The sequence below is a fragment of the Streptomyces cadmiisoli genome, from assembly GCF_003261055.1.
Classification (GTDB): domain Bacteria; phylum Actinomycetota; class Actinomycetes; order Streptomycetales; family Streptomycetaceae; genus Streptomyces; species Streptomyces cadmiisoli.
In genome coordinates this window covers 7,561,197-7,577,062 of the sequence record NZ_CP030073.1, presented here as the reverse complement: position 1 = coordinate 7,577,062, position 15,866 = coordinate 7,561,197, and the positions used below count along the sequence as shown (strand labels likewise).

The 15,866-nt window shown below is 71.4% G+C and carries 14 protein-coding genes and 3 pseudogenes; 10 read left to right on the top strand and 7 right to left on the bottom strand.

Going from position 1 to position 15,866, the window contains the following annotated elements; all coding sequences use genetic code 11:
- Positions 1-19: 19 nt before the first annotated feature.
- The 3 genes from DN051_RS33395 to DN051_RS33385 form a co-directional block, all read right to left on the bottom strand.
- Positions 20-973: a hypothetical protein gene (locus DN051_RS33395; protein WP_112440395.1), complete on the bottom strand. Its 954-nt coding sequence runs from the start codon at positions 971-973 to the stop codon at positions 20-22.
- A gap of 65 nt (positions 974-1,038) precedes the next feature.
- Positions 1,039-1,452, bottom strand: a complete 414-nt coding sequence (locus DN051_RS33390; RefSeq protein ID WP_162625021.1) for a peptidase inhibitor family I36 protein — start codon at positions 1,450-1,452, stop codon at positions 1,039-1,041.
- Positions 1,453-2,324: 872 nt separating this feature from the next.
- A complete protein-coding gene (locus DN051_RS33385) occupies positions 2,325-3,002 on the bottom strand; it encodes a uracil-DNA glycosylase (protein ID WP_053757553.1) in 678 nt (225 codons plus the stop codon).
- A gap of 218 nt (positions 3,003-3,220) precedes the next feature.
- On the opposite strand from DN051_RS33385, the pseudogene DN051_RS33380 reads away from it, so the two are divergent.
- The 3 genes and pseudogenes from DN051_RS33380 to DN051_RS33370 all read left to right on the top strand — a co-directional run.
- Positions 3,221-3,466, top strand: a pseudogene (locus DN051_RS33380) (uracil-DNA glycosylase); the annotation flags it as partial.
- A gap of 125 nt (positions 3,467-3,591) precedes the next feature.
- Positions 3,592-4,521: a BadF/BadG/BcrA/BcrD ATPase family protein gene (locus DN051_RS33375; protein WP_246041150.1), complete on the top strand. Its 930-nt coding sequence runs from the start codon at positions 3,592-3,594 to the stop codon at positions 4,519-4,521.
- Between the two features lie 186 nt (positions 4,522-4,707).
- Entirely contained in the window at positions 4,708-5,631 is a 924-nt protein-coding gene (locus DN051_RS33370; protein ID WP_107093847.1) for a sirohydrochlorin chelatase, read from the top strand.
- Positions 5,632-5,701: 70 nt separating this feature from the next.
- On the opposite strand, the gene DN051_RS33365 is transcribed toward DN051_RS33370, so the two are convergent.
- Together DN051_RS33365 and DN051_RS33360 are read right to left on the bottom strand one after the other, a co-directional pair.
- Positions 5,702-6,730 (bottom strand): lactonase family protein, encoded by a 1,029-nt coding sequence (locus DN051_RS33365; protein WP_053757555.1) that lies wholly within the window; start codon positions 6,728-6,730, stop codon positions 5,702-5,704.
- A 79-nt stretch (positions 6,731-6,809) separates the two neighbouring features.
- Complete coding sequence (locus DN051_RS33360) at positions 6,810-8,309, bottom strand: FUSC family protein (protein WP_112440391.1); 1,500 nt, start codon at positions 8,307-8,309, stop codon at positions 6,810-6,812.
- A gap of 262 nt (positions 8,310-8,571) precedes the next feature.
- Here DN051_RS33360 and DN051_RS33355 point away from each other — a divergent pair, with 262 nt between their 5' ends.
- Both DN051_RS33355 and DN051_RS33350 read left to right on the top strand, forming a co-directional pair.
- Entirely contained in the window at positions 8,572-9,048 is a 477-nt protein-coding gene (locus DN051_RS33355; protein WP_053757557.1) for an Lrp/AsnC family transcriptional regulator, read from the top strand.
- Between the two features lie 34 nt (positions 9,049-9,082).
- Complete coding sequence (locus DN051_RS33350) at positions 9,083-9,778, top strand: HAD family hydrolase (protein WP_162625020.1); 696 nt, start codon at positions 9,083-9,085, stop codon at positions 9,776-9,778.
- A 170-nt stretch (positions 9,779-9,948) separates the two neighbouring features.
- Here the strand turns inward: DN051_RS33350 and DN051_RS33345 are convergent, their stop codons facing one another.
- Positions 9,949-10,722, bottom strand: coding sequence for a LysR family substrate-binding domain-containing protein (locus tag DN051_RS33345; RefSeq protein WP_112440387.1), 774 nt, complete (start codon positions 10,720-10,722; stop codon positions 9,949-9,951).
- A 58-nt stretch (positions 10,723-10,780) separates the two neighbouring features.
- On the opposite strand from DN051_RS33345, the gene DN051_RS33340 reads away from it, so the two are divergent.
- Together DN051_RS33340 and DN051_RS33335 are read left to right on the top strand one after the other, a co-directional pair.
- Positions 10,781-11,179 carry a DUF5997 family protein gene (locus DN051_RS33340; protein WP_053757560.1) on the top strand — a complete coding sequence of 133 codons (399 nt, stop codon included), beginning with the start codon at positions 10,781-10,783 and terminating at the stop codon, positions 11,177-11,179.
- A gap of 48 nt (positions 11,180-11,227) precedes the next feature.
- Positions 11,228-12,547, top strand: coding sequence for a tetratricopeptide repeat protein (locus tag DN051_RS33335; protein WP_112440385.1), 1,320 nt, complete (start codon positions 11,228-11,230; stop codon positions 12,545-12,547).
- Between the two features lie 71 nt (positions 12,548-12,618).
- Here the strand turns inward: DN051_RS33335 and DN051_RS33330 are convergent.
- Positions 12,619-12,866 (bottom strand): annotated as a pseudogene (locus DN051_RS33330) (XdhC family protein); the annotation flags it as partial.
- Here DN051_RS33330 and DN051_RS46130 point away from each other — a divergent pair.
- The 3 genes and pseudogenes from DN051_RS46130 to DN051_RS33315 all read left to right on the top strand — a co-directional run.
- Positions 12,861-13,132 (top strand): annotated as a pseudogene (locus DN051_RS46130) (SbtR family transcriptional regulator); the annotation flags it as partial. The pseudogenes DN051_RS33330 and DN051_RS46130 overlap by 6 nt on opposite strands.
- A gap of 239 nt (positions 13,133-13,371) precedes the next feature.
- Positions 13,372-14,745, top strand: coding sequence for a cytochrome P450 (locus DN051_RS33320; protein WP_112440383.1), 1,374 nt, complete (start codon positions 13,372-13,374; stop codon positions 14,743-14,745).
- A gap of 28 nt (positions 14,746-14,773) precedes the next feature.
- Positions 14,774-15,781: a (-)-alpha-amorphene synthase gene (locus tag DN051_RS33315; protein ID WP_112442575.1), complete on the top strand. Its 1,008-nt coding sequence runs from the start codon at positions 14,774-14,776 to the stop codon at positions 15,779-15,781.
- Positions 15,782-15,866: the final 85 nt, after the last annotated feature.

The window sequence follows — 15,866 nt, the reverse complement described above, 5'->3', positions numbered from 1 at the left end:
GGTGAGCTTGCACGCCTCATCAGCTCTTCCCGGACAAGACGTCTGCCGCGTTCCTCAGGGACCGGTCCGTCTCACGCCGTCCGTCCTCGAGGATCTCTTCCTTGTTCCCGATCATGGCCTTCTGGATCTCCGTTTCGACGGCGTTCCAGATCCCGATCAGGTTTGTCTCGTATTTGCACTGGACGTCGGCTGCGGCAGTGGCCTTCTCTTCGGGCGTCGGAGCCCTCATGCCCATGGTCTTGAGCGGATCGAGAGGGGATGCGTAATCGTACCCGGATCGCTTCATGCAATCCGACCATTCCTTCATGGCGGTTTTGACTTGCCCGTCGTTCAGGGACACCTGGAAGCTGGCCAGGTTGATGTCGTTGGCCGTGCGATTCGAAAGGCCATTCCCGACCTTCCGTTTGGCCTCACCGGAGCAGCCGCCCTCGGGTATCTTGATGCCATTGACCTCGGCATCCTTCGCCACCTTCAAGAGAGGATCGGAATTGCCGAGGAAGACCCGGGAGGCAGCCTCACTCATCTGGGCGCTGGAGGAATCACCTGAGGTATCCTCGACTTCCACTGCGGCATTTCCGTACCCGAGTTCCGAAGCCATCGCGTGATCAACGATCCCGTATCGCCGGGATCGGTTCGCCGCATTGTCGTCGGGCTCGGACTTCCGACCGGACGCAGCGTTCCATGAAAAGTCGAATCCATACCGCGCCATACAGCCCTTGGCCAGGGTCCGAGAAGCCCTGAGTATCTGGTCCTTCTCCTTCTGCGAAACCAGATAACCTTCGATCGGAAGCGCCGGGATCTCCGCAGACTTGATCTCCGGGACACGGGAGGGAGTCGCGTACTGGACCTGCAGCCCGTCGCCGCCGCCCTGCGCCTTGTCACCCTCCGACCCCGCACCTGAGCATCCGGCCACAAGGACGGCGGCAATCAGTGACCCCGAGATTGCGAGTACGGGGAACCTGTACTTTTGCACGACTGCGGTCCAATCATTACTTGCCGGGCCGGCCGCCCAGGGAGACCGGCCCGGAGCTTAGATTTCTAGCACTCGCCACACATGCGAGCCTGCGATGCATTCTCGTTGTAGGTGGCGCTGAGGTTGCCGAAGTAGACACCCCAGCCGTACGGGTCCCACTCGTCCGCCGGGCCCGTCCAGCCGCTGTTGTAGTAGACACGGGTGGACGTGTCGTTGTAGTTGTAGGCCGAGGCGGCGTTGTTCTTCACCTTCTGGCCGTAGCCGGCCAGACCCGAGCCTTCAGAGAAGGTGAACGGCAGACAGCCCTGGGACGAGCACTGCGGCGAGAAGTCGTAGTTGTGGACCTTCCCGAAAATACCGACCTTGGCACCCTTGAGGTTCGAGTTGTAGTACAGGCAGAGCGGGAAGTTCCCGTTTCGGCCGCACTTGTAGACCGTTCCGTCGGAGGAGTGGGCGGCACTGGGGGAGATACTCATCATGAGAGCCCCAATGACGCTGACGAGGACTACACCGACTGATCTCATGCGCATTATTTCGATCCCTTCGGTCCATGCTGATCCAAGCTCCGCACCTGCTCCGGAGTCTTCTTCCAGTCGCTGAACCCGAGGGGATGCGTGAAAGCACTACCGTTGTTGCGGTCTGCCCAAATTCTCATGGGCGCACCGCCGCTCAACGCCCCCCGGGCCGACCGGCATCCGTGGGAATCACTCTACGCAGAGCCCTCGTCAAATCAAGATCAATAAAAGGTACGAGACGCCCAAAGATGACCATAGAACAACGAACAGATTAAGAATTCGCCACCATTCGCATTCCGCGTTTGCAGCGAATTGCTCGATCTGGTTCATCCCATATGATCCCTAATCGTAGAGGTCCTTAGAGGAATGGGAGTGTTTAATTAAATGGCGCTGTCTCATATTCGGTGGTAAGGGAGGGCGAAACCACTCGAGGAGGGTGCGGTGGCGGAGGAGAGAAGAGCCTGACCACCCGCACATCCGCCGCACGATCGCGATCGGCTCGGTCCTGGTGTGTGCGAGTGGGGCAGTCGGCTGCACGGACCTGGGCGGTCCGGTGCACGAGAGCCTCGGCAGTGCCCAAGTGGGGTACCAGGACCGGGTGAAGCCCTCGATGCGGGAACCGAGTCGGGCCACCTCTGGAGGCAGGACGGTGAACTCCGCGGGGAGGCCGCGGTGTGCGGCCCTGAGCTTGCCGGATCCGGTGAGCGGCATCCGGGTCACCCCTGCACGAGGAAAGCTGCTCCAGCTCGACCGGCGTCCTGCCCCACGCCCGGACAGCGCCCTGTTCCTCCGGCGGAGCGCCGCCGTCCTCCGAGGCGCGTCCCACGCGCCACGCCTTACGGCAGGCGCCAGTCCACCGGCTGACCGCCCTGGCGCACCAGCAGGTCGTTGGCCCGGCTGAACGGCCGCGAGCCGAAGAAGCCGCGGTCCGCCGACATCGGCGAGGGATGGGCCGACTCGATCGCCGGAAGATCCCCGAGCAGCGGACGCAGATTGCGCGCGTCACGCCCCCACAGAATCGACACCAGCGGCTTGCCCCGCGCCGCCAGCGCCCGGATGGCCTGCTCGGTGACTTCCTCCCACCCCTTGCCCCGGTGCGCCGCGGGCTTGCGCGGGGCCGTGGTGAGCGCCCTGTTGAGCAACAGCACGCCCTGCTGCGTCCACGGCGTCAGATCGCCGTTGGACGGCCTGGGCAGCGCCAGATCGGTGTGCATCTCCCGGAAGATGTTCTCCAGGCTTCCCGGCAACGAACGCACCTCGGGCGAGACCGCGAAGCTCAACCCGATCGCCATACCCGGCGTGGGGTAGGGGTCCTGGCCGACGATCAGGACGCGTACGTCGTCGAAGGGCTGCTGGAAGGCGCGCAGGACATTCGCACCTGCCGGAAGATAGGTCCGGCCGGCCGCTATCTCGGCCCGGAGGAAGTCCCCCATCGCAGCGATACGTCCGGCCGCGGGTTCAAGTGCCTTCGCCCAGCCGGCTTCAACAAGTTCATGCAAGGGTCGTGGTGCCACAACGCGTCACCCTACTAGGCACACAACAGAGTTCCGCACCGATGCTCAGGCCCCCGCACACCGACGCCGCACCGGCGCTACTCTTCCTCCTGATCGAGGTGATCGAGCCGGTTCAGCAGCTCGCACAGTCGGTATCCGGGAACGAGGGAAGCCTGTTGCATCCAGTGTTCAAGCCGCTCCGCCACGGTCATCACCCCTTGCCGGTCTCCCGTCGCCGGTACCCGGAGGTCACCGCACATGCCGTCCGGGCACCGGCCGGACGCGGCACGCCGCTGGTGTCGATCCTCCGGGGCCGTGACGCCCGCAATCTGCGTCCGCTGCTGGGCGATCCGCCCTCGGTGGAGTCGGCCCACCCCTCACTCATGTCCGCGGACCGCGGCTTCTTCGGCTCCCGCCCGTTCAACCGGGCCGACGACCTGCGGGTGCGGCAGGGCGGTCAGCCGGTGGACCGGCGCCTGCCGTGACCACCGGAGCGGTGCCGGACGAATCGCCGCCGTCCTCTCCGCCGGCCGCGGCCTCCGCCTTACGTCCCACCGGCGGGGAGGCGGGTGATGCCGCGTTCCTCGCCGTCGACTCGGGCGGTTCCGGTCTGCGGGCGGTCGTGGGGACCGTCGCGCGGGGAGCGGTCGCCACACGCGAGTCGGGGCGGCCGGTGAGCACCGGAGCGCGGGGCATCGACGCCGCGGACCTGATGCGGCAACTCGCCCCCATGGTGCGGGCGTTGACGGCCGAGACCGGCACCGCCGACCTGCACACCCTCGCACTCGGCGCGGCGGGTTTCGCGACGCTGGGCGACGACCTGCGCGCCGAACTGCCGGGATCCGTGCACCGGGAGTGGGGGATCCGCAGGATCGCGCTGGCCGCCGACGCCGTCACCGCGTACGCGGGCGCCCTGGGAGCCGCGCCCGGTGCCGTGGTCGCCGCCGGTACCGGACTCATCGCGATGGGCACCGACCTGACGCGCTGGCGTCGCGCGGACGGCTGGGGCCATCTGCTGGGCGACTGCGGCGGCGGGGCCTGGATCGGCCGGGCCGGCCTGGAGGCGGCACTGCGCGCTCATGACGGCAGGGAGGGCGGTTCCGCCGCGCTGCTGGCCCGCGCCGAGGCCGTGTTCGGCCCGATGCCGGGACTGCCGGGACAGCTCTACCCACGCCCCGACCGTCCCGCCGTCCTCGCCTCGTTCGCCCCCGACGTGGCGGCCTGCGCCGCTGAGGGCGACCCGGTCGCCGTGGGCGTACTGCGCGCGGCGGCGCGGCACATCGCGGACTCCGCGGCCGCCGTGTGCCCGACCTCGGGCGAGCCCCGCGTCGCCCTCACCGGCGGCCTGCTGAAGACGGGCGCCCCGCTGCTCCTGCCCTTGGAGGAGGAACTGACGAAACGACTGCCGCACGCTCACCGGGTGATGGCCGAGGGCGATCCCCTGCACGGTTCGGTGCGTATCGCGACCGATCTGACGATCGGAGCACTCGCCCTGCCGACGGACGAGCGGCTGCTGCGCGTGACGACGGTTGCGGGGTGACGGGATCACCGCGCATCGCATGTCGGACATGTGGCACTTGATGCGCCGTATTTCATCATCCACCGCACAGAATCCGACCGATCACTTCCGATCCGTGCGTAAATCATCAGACAAAACCGGACGGATACCGCTCACCTGCACCCTCCCCGAACAGGGGAGCCCACGAAGCCAGTAACATGCGGCGCCATGAGCTCCCCCACTGGGCCCGCGTCCGGCCTACCAGTACGAATGCCGCGACCCCGCCAGCCCGGGCGGCACCGCCGACCCGAGCCCCTGGCGGCTCCCGAGGGCGCGCCCGCGCTCGTCCTCGCGGTGCCGGGCACGCCCGGCACGGCCACGCGCAGTATCGCCGAGGAGGTCGTGAGCATCGCGCGCTCCGAGCTGCCCGGCCTCGACGCCCGGATCGGGTACCTCGACGGTGACGACGAGGAGTTCCCCGCGCTCCAGGCCGTACTGGCGCACGCCGCGGACGAGCGCACCGCCCGGTACGAGCAGGCGCTCGCCGCGGGTATGGAGGTCAGGGAGCCGGAGGGCCCCGTCGCCGTCGTCGTGCCGCTGCTCGCGGGACCCGACAGCGCACTGCTGCGCCGGTTCCGCCAGGCGGTCATGGACAGCCGCGTCGCGGCCGAACTGACCGATGTGCTCGGACCGCACCCGCTGCTCGCCGAGGGCCTGCACGTGCGTCTGTCCGAGGCCGGTCTGGCCCGCGCCGACCGTGCCCGGCTGTTCACCGTGGCGACCGCCGCGGACGGCATCATCCTGGCCTCCGTGGGCGGCGAGGAGGCCGTGCAGACGGCCGGGATCACCGGCATGCTGCTCGCCGCGCGGCTCGCCGTGCCGGTGATGGCGGCGGCCCTGGACCAGGAGGGTTCGATCGCCTCCGTCGCGGAGCAGCTGCGCGCCTCGGGTTCGCAGCAGCTGGCGCTCGCGCCGTACCTGATCGGTCCCGAGATCGACCCGGGCCTGGTCGAGGAGGCCACGAAGGAGGCGGGCTGCGCCGCCGCCGAGCCGCTCGGCGCCTACCCGGCGATCGGCAAGCTCGCGCTGGCCAAGTACACGACGGCGCTGGGTATCGCGCCGCCGCAGCCGCAGGGCGCTCCGACCCGCTGAACCACCCGCGTCCGGTCGTACGACAAGGGCCCGCTCCGTACGCCGGAGCGGGCCCTTCGCACGCCGGGGGTCAGCCGAACACCACGCAGGACGCTGCCGTCACCGGGACCGACCCGGCGCGCCGCGGCAGGCCGGTGTCCTGGTGTACGGAGAACCAGGTCACGTCCCCGGAACGCTCGTTGGCGACGTACAGGAAGCCTCCCGACTCGGCGATCGCGCGGGGCCAGTGGCCCCCGCAGGGCACCGTGCCGGCCGGGGTCAGCGAGTCGCCGTCCACGGCGAACACGGACAGCACGTCCTCGCCGCGCGTCGCGGTCCACACGAACCGGCCGTCGGCGGACGCGACGATGCCGGACGGGTAGGCCTCGCCGGCCGCGGCACCGGGCAGGACGGGGGTCTCGGTGAGCGGCCGCAGGACGCCCTCGGCGGCGTCCCACCGGCAGACGGTGACGCTCGGCGTGAGTTCGTTGACCACGTACGCGTGGCGCCCGCCCGGGTGGAAGGCGAGGTGCCGCGGACCGGACCCGGGTCGCAGGGCCGTCTCCCGGTGCGGTACGAGGGCGCCGCCCCTCAGGGCGCACACCCGCACGGAGTCCGTGCCGAGGTCGACGCTGACGGCCCACCGTCCGCTGGGGTCGGGCTGCACCTGATGGGCGTGCGGCCCTCGCTGGCGTGGGGTGTGCGGTCCGGCGCCCGTGTGCCGGTGCACCGCGGGCGTGGCGTCCGAGAGGGTGCCGTCCGGACGGAGCGGCACGGCGGTGACACTGCCGGAGCCGTAGTTGGCGGTCAGCACGTGCCCGGCGAACACGCTGAGGTGGGTCGGCCCGTCGCCCCGGACGCGGACCGGCGGTCCGGCGGGTTCGGGGGCGTCGCCCTTCAGGTGGTAGGCGGCGACCGCGCCGTCCGCCGTCTCGCTGACCGCGTAGAGCATGTCGCCGTCGGGCGCGACGGCCAGATAGGAGGGGTCCGGCAGGCCGGCCGCGCTGCTCAGGACCGTCAGTGCCCCGCTCGCCGGGTCCACCGCCGCCGTCACCAGCCCGGGGCCGCCGGCGGCCGTGAACGAACCGATGTATGCCCTGCGCCGCCCGCCGTCCGCCACCGCTGTGTCCTCTCGATCCTGGTAGTCCTCCGTGACCGTAGCAGTCGATCACGGGAGGTCTAGACCAGAACAGGGGCATTCAGGTGTTGACGAGGGACGATCCGGCCGGGGTGCGCAGCGGTGCGGCCAGCTCGGCCAGCGCCCGTTCCAGTCCGTGCAGGTGGGCGAGGGCGGCGGGCTCGGCCGCGGCCTGCGACGGCGCGGGCTCGGGCGTCCGGTCCGCGCCGTCGCCGGTGAGCGCCTCCACCGCGGCCTGGACGCGCCAGCAGGCGGCGGCCAGACGGGCGTCGTGGGAGGCCTCCGGGTCGGCGGCCACCGCGACCAGGCCACGGATCTCACGGGCGCACTCGTCGAGCAGGGCCGACACGCGGCGGGCGCGGCTCTTGCGGCTCAGGAGGGGGTTCAGCGGGTGCACCAGCGGGGCGACGGACAGGCGTACCCGGCCGAGGAGCTGTTCGAGTTCCGCCACCCGCCGGGCCGGGTCGGCCGCCGGGTCGCCGGCCAGCCGGGCCGCCGCCTCGGCGGTGCAGGCGTGGACGCTGCGCAGGGCGCGTCGGATCCAGGCGTCGGTGATCGTGTGGGTGGTGACGGGCAGAACGAACAGAACGGCCAGGAGGGCACCCAGCGCGCCGACGCCGGTCTCGGCGAGGCGCAGCGCGAGCAGCGCGGGTTCGAGCACGCCCAGCAGGCCGTAGAGCAGCTCGGCCAGCAGGGTCACGCAGAGCATCATCCAGGTGTAGGACACGGCGGCCGTGTAGAAGATGCCGAACACGCACACGGCGGCGAGCACCACCGACGGCACGGCGGCCCCCTGGAGCGGCACGGCGACGAGCAGACCGAGGCCGATACCGATCACCGTGCCCAGCAGCCGGCGGAAACCGCGGACCAGGGTCTCGCCCCGCGACGTGGTGTTCACGAAGATCCACCAGGTGGCGCCGACCGCCCAGTACCAGCGCTCCTCGGACACGAGCTGCCCCACGACGAGCGCGAAGGCCGCTCCGGCGGTCGCCTGGATCGCCTGGCGCGTGGTGACACGGGCGAGGCCGGCACCGTCCGGCGGGGCGACCACGGGTGCCGGGGGCAGCCGGCGCTCGTAGCACCACAGTCCGAAGCGCACCGCGGCCGCGCAGAGCACGGACAGCAGGACGGCGGCGTACAGCTCGGGCAGTTGCCCGGGGGTGGCGTGCAGGAACTGCGCGACGAAGAAGGTCATGAACGCGAACACCCCGAGGCTGTGTCCGCGCGGGCCCCAGCGGCGGGCGTAGACACCCGCGCCGACCACCGCCAGGAAGGTGAGGCCGCGGGCCACGGGGTGGTCGTGCAGCTGGGCGGCTGCGGCCAGCACCGGAAGGCCGACGGCCGGCAGCAGCGCGGTGGTGAGGGCCTGGCCGCGCACGGTGGTGTCGGTGACGGTGAAGAGGGCGAGCAGCGCGGCGAGGCCGCCCGTGACGGCGCCCACCAGGGAGTGCCCGGCGAGGCCGCAGACGACGACCGCGAGACCGATGCCGAGGACGGCGCGCGCCGCGAAACGCAGCCGCGTCCGCCCCGGATCCGGGGCCGCGAACATCCTCTTCAGCACTTCGCGCCCCCTCGACGACGACCGGCATGGAAAAGGCGCCGCGGGATCCGCAGCGCCATCGACACCACCATGACAGCATCATGTCCGCCACTGGCTCAAGTCGCCTCGGATCCACTGAGCCAATGGCCCAGTGATGCCAGGCCGCGCCGGGCCGTCGCCGGGCCAACGGACCACGGCGGGGCGGTCCGGCGCGATCCCGTCGCGGCGCGCCGTTGATACAGTCGGTGACGATCTTCGTGAGTACGGAGGGAGGCGGAACGCCGTGGCCGTCGACGAACTCGACACCCGCATCCTGCGGCTGCTGCTGGAGCGGCCGCGGACCAGCGCTCGCGAGTACGCACGCCTCCTCGGGGTGGCCCGCGGCACGCTCCAGGCCCGGCTGGACCGCCTGGAACGGGACGGCGTCATCACCGGCTCCGGCCCCGCCCTCTCTCCCGCGGCGCTCGGCCACCCCGTGCTCGCGTTCGTGCACATCGAGGTCACCCAGGGCCACCTCGACGACGTGGGCGACGCGCTGGCCGCCGTACCGGAGATCGTCGAGGCGTTCTCGATCACGGGCGGCGGTGATCTCCTCACCCGGGTCGTGGCACGTGACAACGCGCATCTGGAGGACGTGATCCAGAAGCTCATCAGCCTGCCGGGGGTGGTCCGCACCCGGACCGAGGTGGCGCTGCGCGAACGTGTGCCGCACCGTCTGCTGCCGCTGGTCGAGTCGATCGGCCGGGCCGCCACCCCGTGATCACGTCACGGACGGCCCGGGCATCATGGAGCCCATGGGCAAGCTCGGCGGTATCGCGGTCGTCTTCGATCTCGACGGAACTCTCGTGGACAGTGAGCCGAACTACTACGAAGCGGGCCGGGGGCTGCTCGCCGAACACGGCGTGCCGGACTTCACCTGGGCCGATCACGAGCAGTACGTCGGGATCAGCACCCAGGAGACGGTCGAGCACTGGAAGCGGCGCTACGGCCTGAGCGCGTCCGTCGACGAACTGCTCACCGCCAAGAACCGCCGCTACCTACGACTCGCCGGCCGCTCCACGCGCGCGTACCCCGAGATGCGCAGGTTCGTCGAGCTGCTGGCGGCGGAGGGCGTGCCGATGGCCGTGGCGTCGGGTTCGTCCCGGGAGGCGATCGCGGCGATCCTGACCGGTACGGGGCTCGCCGCTCACCTGCCCACGGTCGTCTCGGCCGACGAGGTGGCGCACGGCAAGCCCGCCCCCGACGTGTTCCTGGAAGCCGCCCGCCGACTCGGCGCACGACCGGCGGACTGCGTGGTCGTCGAGGACGCGGCACCCGGCGCGGTCGCCGCTCACGCGGCGGGCATGCGCTGCATCGCAGTGCCCTATGTCGCGGCCCAGGCCGACGCGCCGGAATTCTCGACCGCCGGCCTCCTCGTGCGGGGCGGCCAGTCGGAGTTCAGGGCGCGGGCGGCGTACGACTGGCTCGTGCGGACTGCTCGGGCCGCTTGAGGGAGCGTCCTGCCGGGCGCACGGCGACCGGCAAGGGCGGGCTCGCCCGGCGGCGGACGGCGTGGTCCGGATCGCAGTGCCCCGACCGACCGCCGAAGCCGGGCCGGCCCGCGCCCGTCGCCTGCGCGCCGCCCAGGTGGGCCGCGATGCTCCGCGGTCGGGTCGGCGCGCTACGACCGGCGGCGGCCGCCGCGTCCGGTGGACTTCCCGGTGCCGCCCGACCGCCCGCGCGGATTGCGGCCCGTGGCCTTGCCCGCGGCGGGCTTGCGCCGCGCCGGGGAGTCCTCCCGGCGCTTCTGCTTCTGCTGGTCCTTCGGCTGGTCCCCGGCCTGGGTGCGGCCGCGGGTGCTGTTGACCGTGCGGCCGCGGACGATGCCGATGAACTGCTCGACCAGGTCCGTGTGCGCGTCCTCCGGCCAGGACAGCGCGACGGCGGACTGCGGGGCGTCCGCGACCGGCCGGTAGGTCAGGTCCCGGCGGTGGTGCAGCCGGGCCAGGGACTGCGGGACGACGAGGACGCCGATGCCCGCGGCGACGAGTTCGATCGCGTCGGCCGTGGTGGCGGGGCGTTCGAAGGCCGTCTCCCCCGGCGGCCGCTCCCAGCCGACGACGTCGTCGAGGGGGTGCAGGACGACCTCTTCGGCGAGGTCCTCGACCGTCACCTCGTCGGCCGCGGTCAGCAGGTGGTCCTTGGGGACGACGACCACTGTCATCTCGGTGTAGAGAGGGATCGCGCTGAAGACCGTCCGGTCCACCGGCAGCCGCACGATCCCCGCGTCCGCCCGGCCGTCGCGCAGCACGTCGGACGCCTCGGCGGCGGTCACCGGGAGCAGGTCCAGGGACACATCGGGCAGGCGCTCGTGCCAGATCCTCACCCACTTGCCGGGGGTCGCCCCCGGGACGTAGGCGAGCCGGAACGAGGAAGGTGCTGCCGAGCCTGTCACGCCGCCAGGTTACCCGCCGTGGTCAGGCCTCTCGTATCCGGCGGATAGTCTGGAGGACATGAAGTCGCACCAGACCGTCCAGACGATGAAGCCCGCGACCGCGGCGAAGAAGCTGGGCGTGTACCTCCCCGCCACCCCCGCCGAGTTCCAGCAGGGAGTCGTCTCGCGCACCGAGCTGACCGCGCTCCTGGCCGATCCGCCGGAGTGGCTGAGCGAGCTGCGGCGCAACGGCCCGCACCCCCGGCCGGTGGTCGCGGCGAAGCTGGGCGTCTCCATCGCGGGACTCGCGCGCGGCGGGGTCACCGAGCCGCTCACCACCGAGCAGATCGACGCTCTGAAGGCGGAGCAGCCGCAGTGGCTGGAGAAGGAGCGCGCCACCCAGGCCGAGGTGCGCAAGGAGGCCGCGCGTCTCAAGAAGCGCGACGCCGAGCGGGACTCGGAGCACGACGGGAGCTGACGCGGAAATGCGTTGAGGGGGCGCCCTCCGTTCGGTGAGGATCTCCGCATGTTCTCGCGGAAGAATCGCCGTCCGAAGTCGCCCGACGTCCTCGAAGCCTGGGAGACCCTGGAGACCGGGGACATACCCGGTGCCCTGCGAATGCTGCGGTCCGGAGCGGAACAACTGCCCCTGGACGACGTGGCACTGGTGGTCGGCCGGGCGGCGCGGGAGACGGGCATCGACGACCTGCGGCAGGCCGCGGAGGCGCTGGCGGCCCGTCCACGGCACGCCGAGGCACTGTACGGCTTCGGTTACGCCTGCGTGGAACACGGCCTGTCCTACCTGGCCGTCCCGGCTCTGGCCGAGGTACTGCGCCTGAACCCCGGCGCCCTGCCGGTCGTCCGTGAACTGGTGTCGGCCTACGAGCGGGAGGGGCGGCACGACGCGGCGGTGAACGTCCTCACCCGGCACGAGAGCGCACTCGCCGACTGGCCGGATCGTTATCTGCTGGTCCACAACGCCCTGATGTCGGGCGACCTCCCGCTCGCCCGGGAACGGCACGCGGTGCTGCCCGATCCCACCGACCCGCAGTGGCTGCCCGCCCGGGAACGGCAGAACCGGATGCTGGAGCGCGCCGCCGCCGCTGCCGCGGCGACCGGCCTGGACCTCACCGACCTGCGTGGCTGGCAGTACGTGCTCGGTGGCACCGTGCTCGGCGTGATCTCCCCGCACGGATACGACATCGGCATGACGGGCCGCTTCGCATGGTTCCAGGACTCAGCCGACCAGTGCCTGCGCGGCCTGGTCCGGCTGAAGGCGCTGCTGGACGCCGCCGAACCGCGCCCGCGGTCCGTGTCGCTGCTGCCGGACCGGAGCAGCCGGATCCTCGGGCTGGCCGCCGCCGAGGTGCTCGGGCTTCCCGCCGAGCCCTTCGCGGCCGACCGCGAGGACACCGTCGTCGTCGCCTACGACCTCAACGAGATGGCCGACGCACCGGACAGCCGCCGGATCCTCGGGCAGCTCCACGAGCGCGTGCCCGGGCAGGTGCTGCACGAGCACGCCAGCTGCTGGACCGACGCCCCGGCCGTCACCGCCGACAGCGTCGCCCTGCTGTACCAGACGGTGGCGGCGCCCTGGGATTCGCAGCTGCGGGTGAACGCCGACGGCGATGTGGAGCGCGGACCGGCCGACGACCGTCCCGAAGCGGAGATCGCCACGGAGATCGTAGGGGCCGATCCCTCGCCGGACGGCGGCGACGGTGAGACCCCGGACGACCCGGACGAGGCCTTCGCCGCGTTCGTCGCCGCGGTGCGCCCTACCTGGCTGCGGGGCGAGCGTGCGCGGCTGAACTCGACCGGGCCGGTGCCGAGCTCCCGGTTCGTCTGACCCGCCCCGCCGGTGCCGCCCGGGCATGCGCGGCCCGGTCCCTGCCGAGGAACGGCTCCCGCGCGCGGGGCTCAGGCGGCCGCCTCGGCGCCGCGGTCCGGTCCGTTGCGGTGAACGGGCGCGCCCGATCCGGTCAGCGGGACGCCGGTGCCGCCCCGCCGGGCCGCGACGATCTCCGCGGCGATCGACAGCGCCGTCTCCTCGGGGTGCGGGCGCCGAGGTCGAGGCCGAGCGGCGACCTCAGCCTCGTCGGCTCCCGTTCGTCGAGGCCGGCTTCCCACAGCCGGCGGCTGCGGTCGGCATGGGTGCGGCGCGAGCCGGCCCGGCGGGCGCGATCCGCCCGGCCACGAGCGCGCCCGGAGCGCCGGAGAAGCCCGGACCCACGCCGGTGGTCGACGCGGCCGAAATGCTGGTCCGGGCGAACGAGGAGGCCGGCACCATCCGGCCGGGAGTCACCGGTACGAGTTCGTCCTCGCCATCTCCGGTCTCTGGCAGATCGACCCCCGCAGCGACTGGCGCCCTCGTGCCACCCGGCTCCTGGACCTCGTCATGGACGGGCTGCGCGCGGGCGCGCCCGGTCGGTGATCCGGCCGGGAAGCTGACAGGGGAAGCGGCGCCGCGCATTTTCCGGAGAAGTCAATAGTCCATCGGTACGGCCGATATGAACCGCCGGTCACGCATGCCTCTTCGCGCTTCCGTGCGCCCCCGTCCTTGGAGGATTCGAGGAGCCGACCACGGGTTGGACTGGGCAGAACATTGACTCGAGAGCCGGATCGGTGGGGGGCACCGATGGCGCGCGTGGCGGCTGAGGCTGGGGGTTTTCGATGAGTGGTGCCGTGACCGGACCGGAGCGGACCTGGACCGTGGGTACTGCGCCAGGCATATTCCCATTCGTCAGTCATGCTATCGCCTTGTTCCGAAGGCCGTTGGAATTTCTGAATTCCCTTCCACAGCAGGGGGATCTGGTCGAAATACGGCTCGGTCCCATGCGCGCCTGGGTGGTCTGCGAACCTCGGCTGGTCCACCGGATGCTGACCGACCCGCACACCTTCGACAAGGGCGGCCCGCTGTACGACCGGCTCGGCGCGCTGATGGGCGACGGCATCGTCACCTGCCGCCAGTCCGAGCACCGCCGGCAGCGTCAGCTCCTCCAGCCCGGCTTCCACGCGTCGCGGATCGCCGCGTACACGGAGCTGATGGCCGAAGAGACGCTCTCACTGTGCGACGAGTGGCGGCCGGGCCGGAAGGTGGACGTCACGGCGGCGATGATGGCGCTCACCACCCGGGTGACGAGTCGGGTGCTGTTCTCCGACTCACTGGACGCGCGGCGGGCGGCCGCCGTGCGGGAGAGTCTCGCCGCCGTCGTGCGCGGGCTGTTCGTGCGCACGGTGGTCCCGGTGGACGCCCCGTTCCGCATCCCCACGCCCGCCAACCGCCGCTACCGTGACGCGCTGGCCCGTCTGCACACACTGATCGACTCGATCATCGCCGAGCGCCACCGGGGCGCTGCCCGCGACGACCTGCTGGGAACCCTGCTGGCCGCCGTGAGCGACGAACCGGACGGGATCTCCGAGCGGGCCGTCCACGACCAGCTCATCACGCTGCTGCTCACCGGGGTCGAGACCACCGCGATGTGTCTGGCCTCCGCGTTCGGCCTCCTCGCGTCGAACCCGGAGGCGGAGCACGCGCTGCACCGCGAACTCGACGCGCTCGCGCCGGGGCCGGACGGCCGGCCCGCGCCGGGCCCGGACGCGCCGGCGGGTCTCGTCTACACCCGCTGTGTCGTCACCGAGACGCTGCGCCTGCGGCCCCCCGGCTGGCTGTTCACCCGGGTCACCACCGAGGAGACAGAGCTCGCCGGCCGCCGGCTGCCGCGGGGCGCGACCGTCCTCTACAGCCCTTACCTCCTGCACCACGATCCGGAGTCCTTTCCCGATCCGGAGTCATTCGTTCCTGAACGTTGGTTCCCCGAGCGGGCCGCGTCCGTGCCGAAAGGCGCGATGCTGCCCTTCTCGGCGGGGAACCGCAAATGCATCGGCGACTCCTTCGCCATGGCGGAGGCCACGACAGCTCTCGCGACGATCGCCCGTCGATGGCGATTGCGACCGCTGTCGGCCCGGGTCCGAGAGCCGCGTCCAGCGGTGACATTGGGACCGAGGTCGCTGGTGATGATCTGCGAACGGCGTCAGCGCACATGACAGGACTCCCGAACGGCAGGTGACGGACATGTCCACGGTCCACCAGGGAATTCCGGCCGCATCTCCCGGCGCGATACCGGCAGGCAGTCTCAAGGAACTCATCGAGTCGTCCCTCTACATGCCCTTCCCGTTCCTGAGCAATCCGCATGAAGCCGAGGCCGCCGCCGGGGTCGACACCTGGTTGCGCACCTGGGGGCTGACCGACGATCCCGCCGTGGCGGACATGATCATCCGCACCCGGCCGGCCGAACTCGCCTCCTACAACAGCCCCGCGGTCGACTCCGGCATCCTCCAGATCGTGGCCAATCAGATCGCCTATCAGTTCGTCTTCGACGACAAGGCGGAGGAGGTGGGCCGGCGGTGGCCGGACCGGCTGCTGCCCATGCTGTGCGAGAGCGTGGACATCCTGCGGGACGGCCGCAGGCCCACGACCCCGCTCGGCGCGGCCCTCGCCGACCTGCACCGCCAGGTCCGGACCCGGTGCACACCGGCACAGACCGCGCGGTGGGTCTGGCGGAGCTGCGAGTACGCCCACGGGCTGCTCTACGAAGCGGTGGCACAGGCCCACCCCGCGTCCGTACCGATCGGGCTGTGCACCTCGATCCGTTCGCTCACCGCGGGCGTCGACCCCTTCTACCCGCTCTACGAGGCCGCGCAGTCCCACGAACTGGCCGACAGCGACCTGTACCACCCGGCCATGCCCCGGTTGCGCCGACTGTCCGTCGACGCGGCGGTATGGACCGCCGACCTCTTCTCCGCGGTGAAGGAACAGCGGGCGGGCGGCATCATCAACCTGGCCCTGGCGCACCAGCGCGCCCACCACTGCTCCCTGCCCGCGGCAGTGGGGCTCGCGATCCGGCAGATCAACGGCGCGATCCGGGAGTTCGAACAGCTCTACGCGGAGATCCGGCCGGAGCTCACCCCGGCGGGCATCGGACACGTGGACGGCATGGTCGGCTGGATTCGCGGGTGTTACCACTGGTCGCGCACCGTGCCGCGCTATGCGGACGCGAGGACGGTACCCGCTCCGGCGTGAGAATCCGCCACCGAGAGCCAACCGGTCAGATTACCCGAAGGGCGGATGGTCAAACGACTCGGCGGGTTGATTCACCCTACCTGTC

What these genes read in the sequence shown, in the direction of transcription:
- DN051_RS33390 (WP_162625021.1), bottom strand. Translation starts at nt 1,452, where the DNA reads ATGATGAGTATCTCCCCCAGTGCCGCCCACTCCTCCGACGGAACGGTC.
- DN051_RS33370 (WP_107093847.1), top strand. Translation starts at nt 4,708, where the DNA reads ATGAGCTCCCCCACTGGGCCCGCGTCCGGCCTACCAGTACGAATGCCG.
- DN051_RS33350 (WP_162625020.1), top strand. Translation starts at nt 9,083, where the DNA reads ATGGGCAAGCTCGGCGGTATCGCGGTCGTCTTCGATCTCGACGGAACT.
- DN051_RS33340 (WP_053757560.1), top strand. Translation starts at nt 10,781, where the DNA reads ATGAAGTCGCACCAGACCGTCCAGACGATGAAGCCCGCGACCGCGGCG.
- DN051_RS33335 (WP_112440385.1), top strand. Translation starts at nt 11,228, where the DNA reads ATGTTCTCGCGGAAGAATCGCCGTCCGAAGTCGCCCGACGTCCTCGAA.
- DN051_RS33320 (WP_112440383.1), top strand. Translation starts at nt 13,372, where the DNA reads ATGAGTGGTGCCGTGACCGGACCGGAGCGGACCTGGACCGTGGGTACT.
- DN051_RS33315 (WP_112442575.1), top strand. Translation starts at nt 14,774, where the DNA reads ATGTCCACGGTCCACCAGGGAATTCCGGCCGCATCTCCCGGCGCGATA.